This is a genomic window from Arthrobacter sp. CAN_C5, from assembly GCF_017875735.1.
Classification (GTDB): Bacteria; Actinomycetota; Actinomycetes; order Actinomycetales; family Micrococcaceae; genus Arthrobacter_D.
This window is the reverse complement of the sequence record NZ_JAGGMZ010000001.1, coordinates 741,617-761,554: the sequence shown is the minus strand read 5'-3', so window position 1 is coordinate 761,554 and position 19,938 is coordinate 741,617. Positions and strand designations below refer to the sequence as shown.

Here is a 19,938-nt window from a genome sequence, read left to right as displayed (position 1 = left end):
AGGACTTATCCTGCGCAGCCATGGCGGGTTCCGGGCCGTATGTCTTCTGAGAGAGATTGGCCCCCGTGAAACGCTCAACCCGCAGACGCCTGACCCGCGGCGCCCTGTACGCAGTCTTTATCCTCGCCGTCGTCGTCATCGTCTCGCTGGCTGACTGGGGGGCAATCCGAAGCAATTTCTTCGATGTGGACGTAGCCATCCAGGCCTTCCCGGAGATCCTGACAGTGGCGGCGAAGAACACCGTCCTGTATACGGCCATCGCCTTTGTCGGCGGACTTCTCCTAGGGTTGATCCTCGCCCTGATGAAGCTCTCCCCCGTGTTGCCATACCGCTGGGCAGCGACCGCCTACATTGAGCTCTTCCGCGGGCTACCAGCACTGCTGGTGATCTTTGGCTTCGCCTTCGCTGTACCGATTGCGTTCGGTTGGCGGCCGCCCGGTGGCAGCGCCGGAGCGGGCCTGATTGCTCTGATCATTGTCTCTTCGGCCTACATTGCCGAAACCATCAGGGCTGGAATTGAAGCAGTCCCGCCGGGTCAGGTAGAGGCTGCCCGGTCGCTGGGAATGCACCCTTCCTGGACCATGATCTCCGTCGTGCTCCCTCAGGCATTCAGGATCATCACCCCGCCGCTGACCAACGAGCTGGTGATCCTGATCAAGGACACCTCGCTGTTGTTCATCGCGGGAATGGCCCTGGGCGACCGCGAACTGACCACGTTCGCCCGCGACATGGTCTCCTCTTCCGCCAACGCGACCCCGCTGGTCCTCGCCGCCCTGCTGTACCTGATCATCACTCTGCCGCTCACCCAGCTGGTGGCCAAGCTCGAACGACACAACAAGAGAGGGCGGTGAGCGAAGTGACTGAACCAACGCTCCGCACAGGCGTGCCTGCCATTGAGGTCCGGAACCTGCACAAGAATTTCGGCGACAACGAGGTCCTGAAGGGCATCGATTTCCATGTTGACCGAGGCGAGGTGGTTTGCGTGATCGGGCCGTCGGGCTCCGGGAAATCCACCCTCCTGCGCTGCGTGAACCGGCTGGAGGAACCCACCAGCGGCACCATCATGGTGGAGGGCGTCGACATCACGGACGACGAGACGGACCTGGACAAGGTACGCACCCGCATCGGCATGGTGTTCCAGCAGTTCAACCTTTTCCCGCACCTCAACGTGACCCGCAACCTTACCCTGGCGCAGATCCGGGCAAAGAAGCGCAGCAAGTCCGAGGCAGGCGAGGTCGCGGCCCGCAACCTCGCCAAGGTGGGGCTCGAGGACAAGGCGACGGCGTTCCCGGCCCAGCTCTCCGGCGGTCAGCAGCAGCGGGTGGCCATTGCCCGCGCGCTGTCGATGGATCCGGACATGATGCTGTTCGACGAACCCACGAGCGCCCTGGATCCCGAGTTGGTCGGTGACGTGCTGGACGTGATGAAGCAGCTTGCCAAGGACGGCATGACCATGATGGTGGTGACCCACGAAATGGGGTTCGCCCGTGAGGTGGGGGATCGGGTGGTGTTCATGGACGGCGGAGTGGTGGTCGAGCAGGGCAAACCCGAGGACGTCCTCGGCAACCCGCAGCACGAACGTACCCGCGAGTTCCTCTCCAAGGTCCTGTAGCTCGACGGTCCTGTAGCTCGACGGTCCTGTGGCTCAACAGTGCTGTAGCTCAACCCCGCGCCGGGCCCTAGCGGCAGGCCCGAACGCGTGGGACGATCAGTCCACCTGACCAACCAACCGCGGGAATCCTCATGCCCTCACCCACCCAGCCCGCAAGGCTTCGCGCCCGACTGATCAGCGTCGTCGCCCTCTGCTGTGCCCTTCTGGGCGGGATGCTCACAGCCCAGCCTGCGACCGCGGCCCTTCCGGTGGGCGACGCCAACAGTTATCACGTGCTGGTGACCAAGTCCCGGCCCTTGAACCCGCTGAACTACATCGCTCCGGATCTGGTCTACTTCCCGGGCACCAACTATGTGATGCGCAGCGCCGTCTCCGCGAACCTCACGAACCTCTTCGCCGGTGCCCGCAACGCCGGGGCGCCGCTGAGCGTGGTGAGTGCCTATCGTTCCTACGACGAGCAGGCGGCCCTCTACAACTACTACGTATCGACCTACGGCCAGGCGGTCGCGGACTCCCTCTCGGCGCGGCCCGGGCACAGCGAGCACCAGACGGGACTCGCTGTCGACGTCGGGAACGCCAACGGTTCGTGTGGACTGGGATCCTGCTTCGGTGACACTCCGGGCGGTCGGTGGGTGGCGGCCAATGCGTACAAGTACGGCTTCATCATTCGCTACCCGGACGGCTACCAGTCCACCACCGGCTACACCTACGAGCCCTGGCACCTGCGGTATGTCGGACGCCCCCTGGCCACCGAAATGAAGACCCGTGGCTTCCCTACCCTTGAACACTATTTCAACGGTTCCAACCCAACGATCAAGAGCTCCACGGACCTCACCGCGGTGGACTCGGCGGGAGTGCTGTGGAACTACCCGCCGACCTGGTCCGGGGGGCTGTCCAAACGCTCCCGGGTGGGGAGTGGCTGGGGTGGTCTGAAGGCCGGATTCGCCACCGACTGGAACGCTGACGGCGTCCAGGACATCCTTGCCCAGTGGCAGGACGGCAGGCTGACCCTCTACCGCGGACTCCGCGGGGGCGGCTTCCAGACACCAATCCGGATCGGGAGCGGATGGGCCAACCACGAAATCACCGTGGGTACCTGGTGGCGTGGAAGCAAATATCCCTCGGTTGTCACCAAGGACGGTGCGGGACGGCTCTGGCACTATGCCAACAACACCGGCGGCGCCCTGTCCTCTCAGGCGCGTGGGCAGATCGGGTCGGGTTGGCAGAACCTGCGGATCACCCTCGCCGACTACGACCGGGACGGCAACCAGGACGTCCTGGGAACCCGTGCCAGCGGCGAGCTCGTGCTCTACCGGTCGAACGGTCTGGCCCGCTTCATTCCGGAAAGCCGCAGAACCATCGGTTCCGGCTGGCAGCACATCGAGAGCACACGGGCTGTCTCGGGATTCCAGGGTCCGGGCTCCTACGGGCTGACCGCCCGCACCAGCTCGGGCCTCCTCAAGCACTATCCGATCACCTCCAGCGGGTGGGGCAGCTCGTTCACCATTGGCACCGGTTGGCAGGACTACCGGTTGTTCCGGTAGTTCCGGTCCGACAGAAAAGGATCCAGGCTCCGGCCGGGCGTCTTCGGGCGGCCGGCCGGGCTATTCGGCAGGCCGCCAGGGCTGGCCGGGCGCCTTGGGTAGGCCGGGTAGGGCCAGCAGGCCGTCACCAACCTCTGTGGTCGATACCGCTAGACGACCCGGGAAACGCTCGCCTTGATCGATGTGTGAAGTGCACGGAGACCGGCGCGATCCGCCCGGACTTCGATGATGGAGCGGCCCTCGATGGCAGGTTCCAGAGCCGCCTCCAGTGCGGGGGCCGAGTCGACGAGGGTATGCCGAACGCAGTAGCCGCGGGCCAGCGCGCCGAGATCGGCTGCGTGAGGGGTTCCGAAGAGCCGTTCGACCACCCCACGATGGCGTTCCAGGTTTTCCTCCGCGCCGTGTTCGAGTAGCCCAAATATTCCTCCCCCTGAGTCGTTGAGGACCACAATCTGCAGGTCCGCTTCCTCCTCGCCCGGCCCGAGAAGCAGCCCCCCGGCGTCGTGCAGGAACGTCAGGTCTCCCACGAGCAGCCGCGTCGGGATCCCGGTGGCGAGCGCCACTCCGGCGGCGGTCGACAGTGTCCCGTCGATGCCCGCGAGACCACGGTTGGCGTACACCTCGAGCGGGTGCCAGCCTGGGGAGGCGATCAGGTCGGCGTCCCGGATGGGGTTGGAGGATCCCAGGACCAGGTTGCCGTCGGTGTGTTCCCAGACAGCATCCGCAACATGCAGACCGTTCAGGGCCCTGCGCTCCGCGAGCAGTGAACGGACAGCGGCGTCGGCGTGTGTTCCGGCGACCTGCCAGCGTTCCAACCAGCCGGGTTCGCCCGTCCCGGCGAACTGCAGCAGGTCATCAAGGGTGGTGATGATCTCCTCCCGGCGTCGTCCTTCCTCGAACCAGGCCACCGGTCCGGGAAGGTAGAGGGCCTGTGCCACGTCGGTCCGTGACAGCAGTGCCGCCACCGGCCGGGAGAGCGTGGGGCGCCCGAAGACGACCACCCGTTCGATGTCAGCCCCCAGATGCTCGAGGAGTAGCCGGTACTGGGCGACGGCGTTCGGTCCGAAACGGGCGTTCGAGGAGGGCTCGGCGAGGAGCGGGAGGCGCAGGTGCTGCGCGACGACGGCGGCCAGCTCGCCTGCACCGTGTCCGGCAACCACCACGGTGCGGGCCTGCGATGTCGGGGTTGGCTGGGTCCGGCGCGGGAGGACTCGTTCGGCTGGCACCACCGGACCGCCGTCGTGCACGGCGCCACCGGAAAGGGAAGCCGCGGCAGGGTCCGGTGCAGCAGAAAGGAGAGCCGCAGCAGGATCCGGTGCAGCAGAAACGAGAGCCGCAGCAGGATCCAGTGCCGCAGCGGGGCCGGGGATCAGTGGGTCGCGGAAGGCGAGATTCAGCTGGACCGGCCCCCGCGGCCCGGACGCGCCCCGAGCCTCGGCGAGGGCCCGGGCCACGAACGGGGAGGGATCAGTACCGGCCGGAACATCGAGTGCGCACCGGACGTGAACACCGTAGAGGTCGATCTGGTTGGTGGTCTGATTGGCCCCGCTCCCCCTGAGCTCCGCGGGGCGGTCCGCGGACAACACCACCAGCGGCACGGCGGCGTGATTGGCCTCCATCACGGCGGGTAGCAGCTCCCCCACTGCGGTGCCCGACGTCGTCAGGACCGCCACCGGCGCCTGCGATCCCAGGGCGAGGCCAAGTGCGGTGAACCCGCCCACCCGTTCATCAATCCTGACGTGCAACCGGACGGCACCGGCCGCTTCCGCCTCGGCGAGCGCGTACGCCATCGGTGCGCTGCGCGACCCGGGCGCGACAACGACGTGACGCACACCCGCGGCCGTCAGCGAGGCTACCGCCAGCCGGGCGGCGTCGATGGAGTTCAGCTGCTGGTTCACGCCTCCATCCTCACACAACCCAGCGGGCGCCCTGGCCTTCCGGACCGGGATGGCATGAAGCTACGGTGAGGCGTTGCTATGAGAGGCCCTTCGCGTCCCGACCGCCCCGGTGGTGGTCCCGGCGCGGCCTCCCGTCTCCCCGACCCCGGCCCCGCGGTTTGTCATTGCCGGGGAACACCTGCACCACTGAGGGCCGGGGCACTGCCGCGTCCCCTCGACGGGGTGCGCTGCCCGCTGCGACATAGTCCGGGAAAAGGGAGGTCTGGTTTCCCCAGACCCCGTTTTCCCCGGGATGCTGGACGGCAACGAACACATGCTTGTCCTTGTCCCTGATAATCGGCCCACAGGTTTCGCTGTCCCTTGGGACAGCCAGGAACTGCTCAACCTTGCCGCGGTCCTCACCGTCAAGCGTGACCTGAAACAGTCCGTCGCAATACCCGATGGTGCCGGGTTGCCCGTCGGTGGAGATCCACAGATTGCCAACCGAGTCGAACGCCAGGTTATCGGGGCACGAGATGGGCGACACCTTGTTCGCCGGAAAACCGCTGAAGTACACGGTGGGGTCGTTCGCTGGGTCGCCGCAGACCAGGAGCAGGTTCCAGGTGAAACGGGTTGCAGTCTGGTCTCCCCCGCGCTCGATGATCTCGATGACGTGCCCGGTCCGGTTGCCGGTCCGGGGATTGGCTTCGTCGGCAACGGCATTGGCTCCGACCCCGCGGTTGGTGTTGTTGGTGCACGCAACGTACACCTTGCCGGTCAGCGGGTTCGGTTCCACATCCTCGGCACGGTCCATCTTGGTGGGACCCACCTTGTCTGCCGCCAGCCGGGTATAGACGGCTACCTCCGCGGCGCTCATCCCGGGCACCGCCGACTTGTTGTTCACGATCAGCGGCAGCCATTCGCCGACGCCGTCGAACGCCCCATCGGTGGGCACGGTGCCCGAACCATCAATCTCGGGTGTCGAATTGCCCTGAAACCGGGCCACATAGAGCGACCCTTCGGACAGCAGCGTCATGTTCCTTCGTCGGGCGGCCGGCGTGCCTGCCGTGTCCATCCGGTTCTTGGACACGAACTTGTACAGGTAGTCGAAACGCTCGTCGTCGCCGGAGTACGCGACCACCCGGCCGTCGTCGGCCACTGAAACGTTCGCGCCCTCGTGCTTGAACCGGCCCAGCATTGAGTGTTTCTTCGGCGTCGAGGTTTTGTCGAACGGGTCCACCTCAACGATGTAGCCGAAGCGGTTGGCTTCGTTCCCGTAGCCGGCGTTGCGGGTGTCCAGCCGCGGTTCGTCAATTTCCCAGCCGCGGGCGGTCGGCGCCGCGGTGAGACCGTAGCGCCGGTCTGATGCGCTGGTTCCAGGGCTGACGAAATAGCCATTGAAGTTCTCCTCCCCCGACAGGATGGTCCCCCAGGGGGTGGTACCGCCCGCACAGTTGCCCAGGGTTCCGCGGATGGTGCGGCCTGCGGGATCGTCGACGGTTTTGACCAGGTCGGATCCGGCGGCGGGACCGGTGAGCTCGTAGGGGGTAGCCAGCAGGAAGCGACGGTTCAACGGTGCTCCCTGGACGTATTTCCAGGGCTTGGACGCGTTCTGCCGTTCCAGTTCGACAACCGTCAGCCCGTGCGCTGCGCGGCCGATGCCACGCACCTCAGCGGCGGGCATGCTGGGCGGAACCATGATGGGTTCGTTGGTGTACTCGTGGTTCACGAACATGACGGCCCGCTTCCCCTTGCTGCCGGGCAGGTCAAGGATCTCCGTGTAGTCGCAGTTGTAACCGAACTGGAGCTCCTGCGCGGCTTCGGACTGGTTGAAGACATCAAACGCCGGGGAGCTGCGGAACAGTGGGTCGCCCCAGCGAATGATCGGCCGCCAGGTGAATCCCTGGGGCACAGTGAAGTCATCTACCAAATCGTCTACCGGGCGGATCGGCGAATATTTGAGGTTACTGCGTGGGCCGCGCCGCTGGACCGCGACGGCAGGTGCCAACGGTTGACCGGGCGCCTGCAGTGCGGTGCCCGCCTGGCCGCCGACGATCAGCGCCAACGCCCCGACTGCGCCCACCCCGAGCATGTTCCGGCGTGAAAATTCGGACGAGGCAATGTCCCGGAAGTAGCTGTTGTCGGTGGTGTTGCAGACAGCCGAGGCGCAGGCGTTGTCACACTTCAGCGCACAGGTCACCGGGCTGCGCTTCCCGTTGGTGTGGCCCAGCATGGGCAGGAAACGCTTTTTCGTGTCAGTCATGGGGTGCCTTCCAGCAGCGGAGGGGAGAGAGCCGCTCCTACCCTGTCCCGCCCAGGCAAACTCCGCGGGCCATCAAGATGGCCGGCGGGTGAACTTCTTCCAGGATCGGTTCAACAGGGGTTTTGGCTGAGGATCGAGGTCACCCGGTCCAGCCGGTCCAGCCACCAGGCCGTCCGCTGCGGATCGGCGGCGTACCGGTCCAGCAACTCCTCGGACACGTCCACCAGCCCCACGGGCAGCCATCCGCGGTCGGGCACCAGCGACTCCGCCGTGATGTCCCCGTTCATGAGGGTCACGGTGCCCAGTCCGCAGGCATAGGGAAGCTCCGGGAGCGCCGCCGCTAGGGCTACGCCGGCGCTGATGCCCACCGACGTATCCAGCGCCGAACTGACGACGGCGGGAAGCCCCGCCTGCGCAACGATATCGAGCGCCCGCCGCACCCCGCCCAGGGGTGCCACCTTGATCACCAGCAGATCGGCTGCGTCCTCCCGTGCGACGCGAAGCGGGTCGGTTTCCTTGCGGACTGATTCATCCGCGGCAATCAACACCGGGGCACCGCGACGGCGCAGTTCAAGCCTGACCTCCCGCAAACCAGCGATATCCATCACCGGTTGCTCAGCATATTCAAGGGTGTGCTCGGCGAGGGCTGTGAGCGCGGTGATCGCAGCCGGGACAGTCCAGCCGCCGTTCGCGTCGACCCGCAGCCCCGCGGCGGGGAGCAGTCTGCGCACCTCAGCCACCCGGGACAGATCGTCGGCGAGACTCTGGCCCTTCTCCGCGACCTTGACCTTGACGGCGGTGACCGGCCCAAAACGGGCCAGCACCGATTCCACCTCCCCAGCGGATACAGCGGGGACGGTGGCGTTGACCGCCACCCGGTCCCGCACCGGTTCGGGGAAGCCCTCCCAACCAGCTTCAATGGCGGCCCGGAGCCAGGGGGCCGCTTCCGCGTCGTCGTACTCGGGGAAGGGGCAGAACTCTCCCCAGCCGACAGGACCCCGCACCAGCACGGCCTCGCGGTGGCTGACCCCGCGGAACTTCACCCGCATGGGAATCGACACCACCCGGGCGGAAGAGCGGAGATCGGAGGCTGGGACGAGTGTGCTCACGCGTTCAGATTACGCGACGGATCGGCGGCCGCCGGATGGGAGCGACAGGGTTAGGAGACGGGCCGCAGGGCCGACTGCACCACTATCAGGTCCGGGCCGTATTGGAGGTTGTAACGTTCCTGGAGAGTTCCGTCGTCGTACGCCACGGTGACGAACAGGTAGCCGTTGACCACCGAGGAGGTCAGCATCAGCGGTTCGGCCTCAAACAGCTCCGCCTGGAGTTGCTCCAGCTCCGCCTCCTCACCGCCCCCGGGGTTGGCCGGATCCAGCCGGGGATCAATGTCGGCAATGGGGTCGTAGAGGGACAGCGGGATCGGGTCGCCGGTGCGGGTAAAAGCGGCGCCGTCCCACGTCCCCTGCACCGCGTAGGTTCCCCAGGTCACCCCGGCAGCGGTTTCGGACTGCTCCACCGCCAGCCAATCCCAGCCGAGGAGCTCCGGTCCGGAACACTGCGGCGGGTAGGACTCGGCCACGCCGCCGAGGCACAGTTGTGGCGGAGCCTCACCCTGCTGAAGGACGGCGCCCTGCGCTAACACCTCACCCGGGGCTGGGATACCCCGCGCGTCGCCCGCCGAAGGCACGGCCGACCACGGAGAGGTCGGCGCTAGGGAGGTACCCGGGGAGTTCGCAACGGGAGAATCCGGACTGGTCGACCCTGGACTGGTCGACCCCGGAACTCCCACTGCCCCGCATCCGGCCAGAACCACGGCGACCAGAGCCGTCGCGGCAAACAACAATGTCGTCGTCGCTGACGACGTCGGCCGGAGCGCGCGGTGCCGTGTCATTGACTCATTGTCCCGGCTCCCCCTCGCGGCAGGATCCACGCAAGATCACAATTGGATTACAGAAGTGCGGCGCGCATGTGGAAGTCTTGCAGGGTGAGCTCCAGGCAATCCACGAACCCGTACACGCGGCGACCCCCCGCCGCGCGCAACCCAGCCTTATTCCTGCTGGGTTCGCTCCTGTGCGCCGTGGCTCTGGGCTGGACCTACTGGGCATTTGTCCGCACCAGTACCGGGCAGTTCGCCGATGAATCCGCCTGGCGGGAGGCGGGTTTCGCCGCACCCGACTCGCAGCAACCCTTCCTGCGGTTCCTGGACAGCTTGCCCGCACTGTCGGTCCTGATTGCGGCCGGGGTGATCCTCTTCGTCACCCTGCGCCGGGGCCGGTGGCCGGCTGCGGTGATCGCGCTGGGGACAATCGCCGGAGCCAATCTGACCACCCAGCTCCTGAAGAATTTCCTGCTGGACCGCCCGGACCGTGGCGTGCCAACCCTCGATTTCAACTCGCTTCCCTCCGGGCACACCACCCTCGCCGCGTCAGCTGCCGCCGCCATCTTCCTCGTGGTCACCCCGCGGTGGCGGCCGTTGGCTGCTGCGGCCGGAGGCACCTACGCGGTGGCTGCGGGCGCAGCGACCTTCCTCAACCTCTGGCATCGCCCGGCGGACGTGGTCGCCGCCTTCCTGGTAGTCGGCGCGTGGACCCTCCTGGGAGGACTGCTGACCATGCGGTTCGGCAACGACTGGAACGTCTGGGACGGGTTCGGAGGGCACTGGGCGGCGTCGAAACTGTGGCTGACCTTCTGCTGGGCGGCAGGGGTGGCGGGCCTCGCCCTCGGCGTGATTCTCTACCTGTACGTGCAGATGATTGGCCCTGCCCCGGTCCCGGGGACAGCGAGCATTCCCCTCTTCTTCTGGTCGGGGCTGTCGATGATTGTGGGGGTCGGATTCACGCTCAGCGCCGCTGCCGGATGCCTGTTCGGCCACCAGGCACGACGACGCCAAGCCTGAGCCGGACCACGGCCCGCCTCCTCAGAGGTTCTGCCACCGAGTCCCCCGTTCAGCTGTGCGGGGTCATCACCGTTCGTTCCTCGCGAGTGCTGTCGGCCGGTGCGGCGGTATCCAGAACCAGAGGACCACAGCAGCGAGCACACCGAGACCGCCTGTGGCCCAGATACCCGCCGACAGGGTCGCGACGACGGTCACCCCCGCGAGGATCCCGGGACCGGTCATGGTGCCGATGTCGCTGAGCAGCCGCCAGATCCCCAGGAACTGCGGGCGGCCGGGGTTCGGGGAGAAATCGGCACCGAGGGTCATGACAATGACCGACCCTATTCCGTTGCCGAACCCGATGAGCAGCGCTACCAGCAGCAGCCCGACGGCGTCAGCCGTGAAGGGGAGCAGGATCAGGGCGACCCCCATGATCAACATGCAGGGCACGGCGACCCAGCGGCGTCCCTTGACGTCCATCAGTTTCCCAGCGGGGTAGAAGATCAGCATGTCGATGCCCCCCGACAGTCCGTAGATCAGGGCCGTCGTGGTGACGTCGAGCCCAATGTCCTGGGCCCAGAGTGGGAGCACTGCCTGCCGGGTGGCCCGGATCGCAGCGATCAGCAGGACACCAATGCCCACGGTGGCGAAGACCCGGCGATGAGAACGCAGGATTGACCGGACGGTCGGCGCGGGCTGTGGTTGGCCCGCCGTCCCTTCGATCCCTGTCGACCCGGCCATTGCCAGCCGACCGGGTGCAGCCAGTTCCGGGACTCTGCTGCTCAGCATCGCGGCCAGGAGGGCCGCCCCGGCGCCCACCCAGTAGGCGCCAGCGAGACCGGCAGAACTCATCGCCAGGGCTGCCCCAAACGGACCAAGGAACACCCCGATCCGTGTCACGCCGCCCAGGGTGGAGAGGGCACGGGCCCGGAAATGGAGGTGAACCACTTCCGTGAGGTAGCTCTGGCGCGCCAGGCCAAACACTGCGCCGGCCATTCCGACCATGAAAATGGCTGCCGCGAACACGGCGAGGTTTGGGGCCAGCAGCCCCAGCACCATCGCGGCCGAACACCAGAGTGATGCACCCACCAGCGACCACCGTTCGCCGAACCGGGTAGCTATCAACGTGGCGGGGACGTTGGTGACCAGCGAACCGATACCGGTCAGCGTGATTACTAGGGCAGCGGTGGCAATGTCGGCTCCCAGACTGCGCGCCGACAGCGCGATGACCGGCAGGATGGCACCCGTCGCCACTCCGTAGAGGAGGGATGGACCATACGCGCCGACGGCGATCGATTTCAGGTTGAACGATTCGGCCGGCACGGTTCTACTGTAGTCACCGGCTCGCTGGTCCCCGGCACCGGTGACTGCCAGGACAGCAACCATCGGAAGGGTGCCAGCATGGCAGGGCCAGCGCTGGAGTGCCAGCGCAGGCCTAGGGCGTGTCTCCTAATTCGTTGAGCCAGATGGTTATCGCGCGGAGCAGGACTCCTCCGCGGTAGGTGAGTGCGAGTTTGTCGTAGCGGGTCGCGAGACCGCGCCATTGCTTGAATGTGTTGAATGAACGTTCAACGACGTTTCGGCGCTTGTACGCCTCTTTGTCGAGGCCGATGGGTCTGCCGCCGTTGCGGCCACGGCGTTTCCGGTTTGCTTCCTGGTCCGAGCGTTCCGGGATAACTGCCTGGATACCACGGCTGCGCAGCAGTTCCCGGTTCGCCTTGGAGGAGTATGCTTTATCGCCCAGCGCGCGGTCCGGCCGCGAGCGGGCTCTGCCCGGGCCGATCCGGGGAACATGGAGTGAATCGATCAGGTGCAAGAACATCGGGGAATCACCGCCCTGCCCCGGCCCGATCAGCATGACCAGTGGCCGCATTTTCCCATCGCACAGGTGGTGGATCTTCGTGGTCAGTCCGCCTCTGGAGCGCCCGACCGCATGGTCAGGGGGTTCGTCGAGCAGATTCGTGTAATTCGATAGCTCCCCCTGTGGTGCGGGGAAGGTTGGTTCCGTGCTGGTGGGCGCGGTTCACCGTGGAGTCCACGGAGACCTCCCAATCGATCATCCCGGCCGCGTCGGCCTCGGCCAGAAGCCGGGTGTGGATCTTGTCCCAAGTGCCATCGCCGCTGAAGCGGCGGTGCCGCTTCCATACTGTTTTCCACGGTCCGAAACACCCGGGCAGATCCCGCCAGGGCACCCCGACACGAAACCGGTAGATGATGCCCTCAACGATCAGCCGGTGGTCACCGAACGGTCGCCCGCGGCATCCATCCGAACTCGGCATCAAGGGTTCAATCCGAGCCCATTGGGCATCGGTCAACGTGGCTGTGCGCGACATCCCTCCAGCATTCCAAAAAGATCAGAAACCATTTGGGAGACACGCCCTAGCCCTCCCGGGTACTCCGCCCCAGGAGGAAGAACGCCACGAGGGCGAGGATTCCAGCTAAGCCCTCAGCGACCGCGCTCAGGGTTTTTTCGAAGAACCAGATCGGCTCATACATCGCGGGAATGGGACCGATGGCGGGAAGCTGTACGTACGCCGACACCACCACGGCCACGAATGCTGATAAAGCCACTACCGCGGCAATGAGGTAGGACAACCTGCTGCCTCGGAGGAGGACGTAGAAAGCCGCCAGCACCGCTGCGGCCGCCTGTAGCCAGAACAGCGTGCCACCGCCCATCCCACCTGGATACGCGATCTGATAGTTGGCGGCGAGCTGCACATGGACGAAGGCATCGATCGCCAGTCCGATGGCGATGGCTACGCGAAGACCGACCAGCACCGGGCGGTTGCGTGGGAGTACCCGGTTGCTCACCCTTCGACGACCAGTGTGCTAATCATGGCCGGGTGCGGCATGCAGAAGAAGGAGTACTCGCCGGCGTCCTCGGGAGCCGTGAAGGTGACAGTTTCGGTCGGCCCGACGGGCGTGTCGAACACGCCTTCCTCATCCGAGGTGACAGTGTGGCCGACTGCATCATTGTTGATGACAGTCACTTCGGCGCCCGGAGCGACCGGTCCGGAAACTTCGAACTCAAAGTCTGTGATGGTGATGACCACTTCTTCGGCCGCCTCGGCCGGGGCCTCAGCTGACTCGGTGGTCTCGGCCGGCGCGGCAGCTGGACTGGAGGCGGCCGGGGTGCTGGTGGCTACCGGAGGTGCGCTCGGCCCCTCCGTCTCGGTGCTCCCCGAGTCCTCAGCGGTCCCACAGCCGACAAGCCCGACCAATGCTGCGGTCAACATTATTCCTGTGATGCTCTGACGGATTTTCATGGCTGTCCTCCGAAGAATTGCAGTCGGAACGCGGATGAACCCGGGTCCCGGCTGGTTTGTGGATCATAGTGTCATATGGTCTTCGTCACAGCCGGGCCTGCGGATTGTCCTCCGGCTGCCTGAGGGTGAACCCAGTGGGCGGACAGGGACCAGCCAGGATCAGGGGGTGGCGGTCTTGTGCCACTTCCAGTGCGCGAGGGTCCGCAGCCGGATCAGCAGGGCCCGGGACTGTTCGGGACCGTAGGGCAGGATGGGGATTGCCTTCGTCATGTCCACCGATGCCTCGTCCATGGCCACCTTGGTGACCCGGACAGCGGTTCTCATCTTGTACAGCTGGGCGGTGACAAACTCCACCCCCACCGGATTGCCGTGGCCCGGGACAAACACCTCATAGAGGTCTTCCAGCGCCGCGATCTTTCCTAGCGTGCGAATCCAGTCCGCCGGATAGGAGTCCTCGAATCCAGGGTCCGCTCCCTCTTCGACCAGATCGCCCGTGAACAGCACATTGCCAGCACCCACGAGTAGATCGTTGTCAGTGTGGCCACGCCCCAGATGGAACAGGGTCACGGAGATTCCGCCCAGATCCAGGTCCACGGGGCTGCCCTCCACCAACCGGTTGGCCGGATGAATGGCCGTGTGCGGGCCGGCGTCGTTGGCCATGTCCGGCTCAAGGTCGGCCACAAGCCCCCGCTGTTGATCACCCGTCTGGGCGAGGTCCTCGGCACACCGCACCGTTGCCCAGATGTCTTCGACACCGTGGGCCGCAAAATAGGCGTTGCCGAACACATGGTCGAAGTGCGAGTGGGTGTTGACGGCGGTCACCGGGAGGTCCGTCAGCTCGCGGACAGCGTCGAGGATGCGAACCGCCTGGCCGGGACCAGCGCCAGTATCGATGACCAGGGCACGCTCCGTACCAATCACCAGCCCGGGGTTGATTCCGTAGCCAGCATCCCGCAGGATCCACGTCTGGGGACCCACGCTCCGCCATCGGGAGTCTGGATCAACTTCATGCGTGTCGGACATGGATTCCTCTCAACTGCTGTCGCTGCGCAGTACCTCGTGCGGGCATTTACGAGCCGGTGCGGCCACCGGGTATCAGGACTGCCTGCACCGGCGCGTGATCGGACGGCCACGCACCACCGTACCGGGTGACATTGATTCCTGCTCGCTGCACGCTGAAGTCGGGGGTGGCAAGGATCCAGTCGATGCGTTTAGTGCCCCGCTGCGGTTTCCCATAGTGGGGAAACGTGCCCCACTGCTCGGTGAGCTGACGGTTCGCCGCTCTCCAGGTGTCCACCAACCGGCCACCCTGGGTGAGAACGTCGTAGGCACCGGAGGGTGCATCGACGTTGAAATCGCCCGTCACGATCCCCGGCCGTTTTGTGTCCTGCACCAGGTGACGCAGGGTATCGGCTGAATAGAGGCGGGAACGCTTCGAAAGATGGTCAAGGTGTGTGTTGATGACCGTGAACTCCTGCCCGGAACCGACGTCGCTGAACACGGCGCGGACCGCGATCCGGGGGATCCGGTTGCCCCACGAGGTGGACCCGGGAACGTTCGGCGTGTTTGAGAGCGCCAACTGCTCCCACTCCAGCAGGGAAAGCCTGGTCCGGTCGTAGAACAGCGGGCACTGTTCACCCATTCCGTCGGCGTTCCGCCCGTGACCGATCCCCGTGTAGGCGGACCCCAGCCCTGACTGGACTGCATCCAGCTGGGTGGGGAGAGCCTCCTGCACACCGAGCAGGGTTGGCTGCTCATCCCGGAGCAGGCGTGTCACCAGTGGCGAGCGGACAGCCCAGGAGTCACGATGCCCGGGCAGCAAATGCGGCATTGACCGTCGGATATTGAAGGTCATCACATGGTATTCAGGGGCCGCCACCGGACCGATCAGCGGTGTGGTCGCCGCCCGACGGTGAGCTTCAGAGGTCCGCAAGCACTGTGCCTGGATTCTCAATCGCATCCGCAACATACCGAAGGAAGCCACCGGCCACCCCGCCGTCGCACACCCGGTGGTCGAAGGTCAGGGTGAGTTCGGTGATCTTCCGGACGGCCAGCTCGCCGCCGACCACCCACGGGCGGTCGATGATCCGCCCGATGCCCAGGATCGCGGCCTCCGGGTGATTGATGATCGCGGCGCTGCCGTCCACACCAAACACGCCGTAGTTGTTCAGGGTGAAGGTGCCCGAGGTCAGTTCGGCGGGGGTCGCCTTTCCTTCCCTGACGACGGCGGTAAGCCGCCGGATCTCGGTGTCCAGCCCGCGCGCGCTCAGGGCATCGGCCCGCTGCACACAGGGCACCATCAGCCCGCGAGGGGTCTGGGCTGCAATCCCGAGGTTCACCCCATCAAACCCGAGGATTTCCTGGCTCCCTCCCTCGTCGGTGATGATCCTGGTGTTCAACTCCGGGTACTTCGCCAGCCCGGCCGTCACGAACCGCGCTACGAAGGCCAACAGACCGGGAGTGCCGTCCGGATCGGTGCTTTTGAGCGAAGCGCGCAGGTCCATCAGTGCCGTGGCGTCGACGTCCACCCAGACCGTTGCCTCGGGTATTTCGCGCCGGCTGCGCGACATGTTGTCGGCGACCGTCTTCCGCACTCCCTTCACGGGCGTGCGGGTGGAGATGCCCAGGCCGGATTTGCGATCGGTCGAGGATTCCGCGGAGGGAACGCCCGGAGCTGCGGTTGCCGGAACGTCGGTTGCCGGAACGGCGGGCGCGGAAACAGCCGCGGTGGCTTCGCCGTCGGACGGCGGCTGGGCGGCGGACCGGCCGAGGTGCAACTCCACGTCCCGGCGCAGGACCATGCCGTCGGGGCCCGAACCGGTGAGGTCGACTGCCCGCAGGCCCGCATCCCGCGCGAGTTTGCGGACCAGCGGGGAGATAAACAGGGGTGCCTGGCGAGTGGACACCTCACTGGCGGCGGCGTGGGGGGTGACGGCGACCTGCTGCGGGTTTGCGGCCGCACCCTGATGCTTGGGACGTCGCCGCCTCCCGGAGGCGAGCCCGCCGGGGGTGCCGTAGCCGATCAGGACATTTCCGGACCCCTCGTCGGGCGCAGGTGCGGCCACGGGTTCGCGGTCCTGGGGCGGGGTGATCCCGGCACGCTCTTCTTGCCGGTAGGTCTCTTCGGCCGCCGAAGGCGACGTGACTCCAGCCTGGTCCGCGGGGCGGACTGAGATGAGCGGCTTCCCGACGTCGATTGTCTCTCCCGCGCTGCCGTGGAGTTTCTCGACCACCCCCGCGAACGGCGACGGCACCTCCACGACGGACTTCGCGGTCTCCACCTCTGCGATGGCCTGGTCCACCACGACGACGTCGCCCTCGGCGACCAGCCAGTTCACCAGTTCCGCCTCGGTCAGGCCTTCGCCCAGGTCGGGGAGATTAAAGACCTGCATCCCAGTGGCCGGCGCCGGTGCGCTGGCAGTTGTAGCGCTCACGCCTGATCCTCCCACTGCAGTTCGTCGACGGTGTCAAGGATACGGTCAACGCTGGGCAGGAAGAAGTGTTCCAGCTTCGGTGACGGATACGGCACGTCGAATCCGGTCACCCGGCGCACAGGCGCCGCCAGCGAATGGAAGCAGCGCTCCTGGATGCGGGCCACGATCTCGGACGCGACGGACGCGAACCCGGGCGCTTCAGCGATCACCACAGCCCGTCCCGTCTTGCGCACGCTCGCGCAGACTGTTTCGTCATCGAACGGGACGATCGACCGCACATCGATCACCTCGAGCGACCGGCCTTCCTCAGCCGCTGCGGCAGCGGCGGCCATCGCGGTGGGTACCGACGGCCCATACGCGACCAGGGTCGCATCAGTGCCGGCGCGGGCCACTACGGCCCGGCCGATGCTCGGCGCCGCGGTGCTGGCTTCGAAGGTTTCCCTCAGTTCCGCCAGGTCCAGCACTTCCTTGGACCAGTACAGCTTTTTCGGTTCCAGGAAGACCACCGGATCCGGGTAGCTGATCGCCTCGCGCAACATGGTGTAGGCGTCCCGGACCGTTGCCGGCGCAAGGACTGTCAGACCAGGGGTGTGGGCGTAGTAGGACTCAGAGGAGTCACAGTGGTGCTCGACCCCGCCGATGCCGCCAGCGTAGGGGATGCGGATGACTATCGGCAGTTTGACCTTGCCCTTGGTGCGGTTCGGCATCTTGGCGACGTGGCTGACCACCTGCTCGAAGGCCGGGTAGGCGAACGCGTCGAACTGCATCTCGACCACGGGCCGGATCCCGTTCATCGCCATCCCGACTGCCATCCCCATGATCCCCGCCTCCGCGAGCGGAGTGTCGAAGCAGCGGCTGGTGCCGAACCGTGCGGTGAGCCCGTCGGTAATCCTGAACACGCCCCCCAGTGCGCCGACGTCTTCACCGAACATGACCACCGAACTGTCGGCTTCCATGGCATCGGCCAGTGCTGCGTTCAGGGCCTTGGCGAAAGTGACTGGCCCAGCGATGCGCGCCTCGGCCTGCCCCGGCTCGTTCAGCTCTCCGGCCTGCGGCGCGTCGGGCAGCTCCGCCGCAGCGTCGATCACCCGTTCGGTTGTATCGGTCATGGTGTCACTTCCTCGGAGGACTCTTCGCGGCTAAGTTCCCCGCGCAGGAGATCCGCCTGTTCGCGCAGCTGGCTGGTCTTTTCGGTGAAGACGAAGTTGAACAGGTCCTCGGGGTTCACCACTGGGTCAGTATTCAGGCCGTTCCTCAGGCTCGCAGCCATCTCCTCGGCGGCCGCGGCAATGCGGGCCTCGCCGTCGTCATCAAGTACTGCCAGTTCCCGCAGATAGGTACGCATGCGGCTGAGCGGGTCCTTGGGAATCCACTTTTCCACATCGTCCTGGGAGCGGTAGCGCGACGGATCGTCGGCATTGGTGTGGGCCTGCATCCGGTACGTATGGGCCTCGACCAGCGTCGGTCCGCCACCGTCGCGTGCCCGTGTCACTGCCTTCCCGAGAACGGAGAGGAGGGCGGCGAGATCGTTGCCGTCCACCCGCTCGCCCGGCATTCCGTACCCGATCGCCTTGTGGGCGAGCGACGGTGCGACGGTCTGCGACTTCAGCGGGACCGATATGGCGTACTCGTTGTTCTGGATGAGGAAGACCACCGGGACGTGGAATACTGCGGCGAAATTCAGCGCCTCATGGAAGTCCCCTTCGCTGGTGGCACCATCGCCGCAGAGAGCCAGTACCACGGTGTCCTCGCCTTTGAGCTTCGCCGCGTGGGCCACCCCAACAGCGTGGAGCAGCTGAGTGGCCAGCGGGGTGGCCTGGGTGGCTACCTTGTGTTCCAGGGGGTCATACCCCGAATGCCAGTCGCCGCGCAGGAGCGTCAGCACCTCCATCGGGTCCACCCCCCGGGTGATGACTGCGACGGTGTCCCGGTACGTGGGGAACAGCCAGTCCTGGCGATCAAGGACGACGGCGGCAGCCACCTGGCAGGCTTCCTGGCCATGGGAGGAGGGGTAGACGGCCATCCGGCCCTGCCGCACCAAGGCGTTCGCCTGATCATTGATCCGCCGTCCGACCACGAGCTTGCGATACGCGGCCAGGAGGCTCCCGCCGTCCGGCAGCGGATAGTCCGCGTGCGGGGTGTGGGTTCCGTTGGGGTCCACCAGTTGCACCGGTGTCGCCGAGGGAAGCATGGCTGCTTCAGCCGATTCCGGCTGCTCCGATGTCTTTGCGGTGCCGGGTGCCCTGTTGGTACCGGTCGAGATGGTCATGTCCGCCTCCGTCGCACCGCCCCGGTAGGGCGGTTGTTCTCCTGATCCGAGGGGCCCAGAAGATGCCGGGCACTGGATGCTGTGTAGTCCAATTATGGTCTGGGGTAGCTATTCGTATCTACCAACGGGCACATCTCTGGACTTCTACCAGATAGAGGCATAATATTGTGGACGAATTGCTATTGTGAGCTGCGTTACGTAGGAAGGTGTGGACAAATAATGGACCAGCCCTTGGACGAAGTGGACCGGCGTATTCTTGCCGAGCTCACCAGGGATGGGAGGCTATCCGTTACCGCGGTTGCGGAGAATGTCCACATTTCCCGTGCACACGCCTACTCCCGTATTGCCCGCCTCACCGAATCAGGTGTTCTGACCAAATTCACGGCCCTCATTGACCCCATCAAAGCCGGTCTTCGGTCCTCTGCCTACGTCACCCTGAAGGTGCAGCAGCACGCGTGGCGGGAACTCCGCGAACAACTCAGACTGGTTCCCGAGATCCATCACATTGCCCTGGTCGGCGGGGACTTCGACGTCATCCTGTTAGTGCGGGCCGAAGATAACGTGGGCCTCCGGCGCGTCATTTTCGATCAACTCCAGTCCATGCCCGGAGTGATGGATACGCAGACCTTCCTGGTATTCGAGGACATTGACACTCGGTGATCTGCGGGGCGGCTGCGGGACCTCAGGTGATTTGGTGTGACCAAGGGGCGATCCTGACTGGTGGTGACATCCCGTTCTGAATGTCACCCTCCCCCATGAGACGCTGCGGAACCGCCCCTTGGCCACACCACCAGT

Annotated in this window: 17 protein-coding genes and 1 pseudogene; 5 read left to right on the top strand and 13 right to left on the bottom strand. The window is 65.9% G+C overall.

All coding sequences use genetic code 11. The features are described 5' to 3' along the window. The first annotated feature begins 65 nt into the window (after positions 1-65). From H4V95_RS03650 to H4V95_RS03640, 3 genes are all read left to right on the top strand, one after another. Positions 66-851: an amino acid ABC transporter permease gene (locus tag H4V95_RS03650; protein ID WP_209728817.1), complete on the top strand. Its 786-nt coding sequence runs from the start codon at positions 66-68 to the stop codon at positions 849-851. Beyond that, the gene (locus H4V95_RS03645) at positions 848-1,612 is read left to right on the top strand and encodes an amino acid ABC transporter ATP-binding protein (protein WP_312883936.1); all 765 of its coding nucleotides are present in this window, start codon (positions 848-850) and stop codon (positions 1,610-1,612) included. The genes H4V95_RS03650 and H4V95_RS03645 overlap by 4 nt, the downstream gene beginning before the upstream one ends. A gap of 131 nt (positions 1,613-1,743) precedes the next feature. Further along, the gene (locus tag H4V95_RS03640) at positions 1,744-3,156 is read left to right on the top strand and encodes a D-alanyl-D-alanine carboxypeptidase family protein (protein WP_245345560.1); all 1,413 of its coding nucleotides are present in this window, start codon (positions 1,744-1,746) and stop codon (positions 3,154-3,156) included. 149 nt (positions 3,157-3,305) lie between these two features. Here H4V95_RS03640 and menD read toward each other — a convergent pair whose 3' ends face one another. The 4 genes from menD to H4V95_RS03620 all read right to left on the bottom strand — a co-directional run bounded on the left by menD (position 3,306) and on the right by H4V95_RS03620 (position 9,190). After that, entirely contained in the window at positions 3,306-5,054 is a 1,749-nt protein-coding gene (menD, locus tag H4V95_RS03635) for a 2-succinyl-5-enolpyruvyl-6-hydroxy-3-cyclohexene-1-carboxylic-acid synthase (protein ID WP_312883935.1), read from the bottom strand. Between the two features lie 76 nt (positions 5,055-5,130). After that, a complete protein-coding gene (locus H4V95_RS03630) occupies positions 5,131-7,296 on the bottom strand; it encodes a PhoX family phosphatase (protein ID WP_209728815.1) in 2,166 nt (721 codons plus the stop codon). A gap of 110 nt (positions 7,297-7,406) precedes the next feature. Further along, positions 7,407-8,405, bottom strand: coding sequence for an o-succinylbenzoate synthase (locus H4V95_RS03625; protein WP_209728813.1), 999 nt, complete (start codon positions 8,403-8,405; stop codon positions 7,407-7,409). Positions 8,406-8,455: 50 nt separating this feature from the next. Then, positions 8,456-9,190: a hypothetical protein gene (locus H4V95_RS03620; RefSeq protein WP_209728811.1), complete on the bottom strand. Its 735-nt coding sequence runs from the start codon at positions 9,188-9,190 to the stop codon at positions 8,456-8,458. Positions 9,191-9,283: 93 nt separating this feature from the next. Between H4V95_RS03620 and H4V95_RS03615 the strand changes: the two genes are divergently transcribed. After that, positions 9,284-10,195, top strand: a complete 912-nt coding sequence (locus H4V95_RS03615; protein ID WP_312883934.1) for a phosphatase PAP2 family protein — start codon at positions 9,284-9,286, stop codon at positions 10,193-10,195. Between the two features lie 66 nt (positions 10,196-10,261). Here H4V95_RS03615 and H4V95_RS03610 read toward each other — a convergent pair whose 3' ends face one another. From H4V95_RS03610 to pdhA, 9 genes and pseudogenes are all read right to left on the bottom strand, one after another. Continuing rightward, complete coding sequence (locus tag H4V95_RS03610) at positions 10,262-11,497, bottom strand: MFS transporter (protein ID WP_312883933.1); 1,236 nt, start codon at positions 11,495-11,497, stop codon at positions 10,262-10,264. A 112-nt stretch (positions 11,498-11,609) separates the two neighbouring features. Next, positions 11,610-12,507 (bottom strand): annotated as a pseudogene (locus H4V95_RS03605) (IS5 family transposase). A 46-nt stretch (positions 12,508-12,553) separates the two neighbouring features. Continuing rightward, positions 12,554-12,985: a hypothetical protein gene (locus H4V95_RS03600; RefSeq protein ID WP_196865341.1), complete on the bottom strand. Its 432-nt coding sequence runs from the start codon at positions 12,983-12,985 to the stop codon at positions 12,554-12,556. After that, positions 12,982-13,440 carry a cupredoxin domain-containing protein gene (locus H4V95_RS03595; protein WP_196865342.1) on the bottom strand — a complete coding sequence of 153 codons (459 nt, stop codon included), beginning with the start codon at positions 13,438-13,440 and terminating at the stop codon, positions 12,982-12,984. The genes H4V95_RS03600 and H4V95_RS03595 overlap by 4 nt, the downstream gene beginning before the upstream one ends. Before the next feature lie 159 nt (positions 13,441-13,599). Beyond that, on the bottom strand, positions 13,600-14,463 hold the full coding sequence (locus H4V95_RS03590) for an MBL fold metallo-hydrolase (protein WP_196865343.1): 864 nt from the start codon (positions 14,461-14,463) through the stop codon (positions 13,600-13,602). A 46-nt stretch (positions 14,464-14,509) separates the two neighbouring features. Further along, on the bottom strand, positions 14,510-15,373 hold the full coding sequence (locus H4V95_RS03585) for an endonuclease/exonuclease/phosphatase family protein (protein ID WP_245345558.1): 864 nt from the start codon (positions 15,371-15,373) through the stop codon (positions 14,510-14,512). Further along, on the bottom strand, positions 15,360-16,832 hold the full coding sequence (locus H4V95_RS03580; RefSeq protein ID WP_209731264.1) for a dihydrolipoamide acetyltransferase family protein: 1,473 nt from the start codon (positions 16,830-16,832) through the stop codon (positions 15,360-15,362). The genes H4V95_RS03585 and H4V95_RS03580 overlap by 14 nt, the downstream gene beginning before the upstream one ends. Positions 16,833-16,870: 38 nt before the next feature. After that, on the bottom strand, positions 16,871-17,983 hold the full coding sequence (locus H4V95_RS03575; protein ID WP_281064514.1) for an alpha-ketoacid dehydrogenase subunit beta: 1,113 nt from the start codon (positions 17,981-17,983) through the stop codon (positions 16,871-16,873). Beyond that, on the bottom strand, positions 17,980-19,143 hold the full coding sequence (gene pdhA / locus H4V95_RS03570; RefSeq protein ID WP_196865345.1) for a pyruvate dehydrogenase (acetyl-transferring) E1 component subunit alpha: 1,164 nt from the start codon (positions 19,141-19,143) through the stop codon (positions 17,980-17,982). The genes H4V95_RS03575 and pdhA overlap by 4 nt, the downstream gene beginning before the upstream one ends. Before the next feature lie 219 nt (positions 19,144-19,362). Here pdhA and H4V95_RS03565 point away from each other — a divergent pair, with 219 nt between their 5' ends. After that, a complete protein-coding gene (locus H4V95_RS03565) occupies positions 19,363-19,803 on the top strand; it encodes an Lrp/AsnC family transcriptional regulator (protein WP_196865346.1) in 441 nt (146 codons plus the stop codon). Positions 19,804-19,938 lie beyond the last annotated feature (135 nt).

Coding starts and splice junctions, on each gene's coding strand:
- H4V95_RS03620 (WP_209728811.1), bottom strand. CDS start 9,190: ATGACACGGCACCGCGCGCTCCGGCCGACGTCGTCAGCGACGACGACA.
- H4V95_RS03580 (WP_209731264.1), bottom strand. CDS start 16,832: ATGCAGGTCTTTAATCTCCCCGACCTGGGCGAAGGCCTGACCGAGGCG.
- H4V95_RS03595 (WP_196865342.1), bottom strand. CDS start 13,440: ATGAAAATCCGTCAGAGCATCACAGGAATAATGTTGACCGCAGCATTG.
- H4V95_RS03575 (WP_281064514.1), bottom strand. CDS start 17,983: ATGACCGATACAACCGAACGGGTGATCGACGCTGCGGCGGAGCTGCCC.
- H4V95_RS03640 (WP_245345560.1), top strand. CDS start 1,744: ATGCCCTCACCCACCCAGCCCGCAAGGCTTCGCGCCCGACTGATCAGC.
- pdhA (WP_196865345.1), bottom strand. CDS start 19,143: ATGACCATCTCGACCGGTACCAACAGGGCACCCGGCACCGCAAAGACA.
- H4V95_RS03630 (WP_209728815.1), bottom strand. CDS start 7,296: ATGACTGACACGAAAAAGCGTTTCCTGCCCATGCTGGGCCACACCAAC.
- H4V95_RS03590 (WP_196865343.1), bottom strand. CDS start 14,463: ATGTCCGACACGCATGAAGTTGATCCAGACTCCCGATGGCGGAGCGTG.
- H4V95_RS03565 (WP_196865346.1), top strand. CDS start 19,363: ATGGACCAGCCCTTGGACGAAGTGGACCGGCGTATTCTTGCCGAGCTC.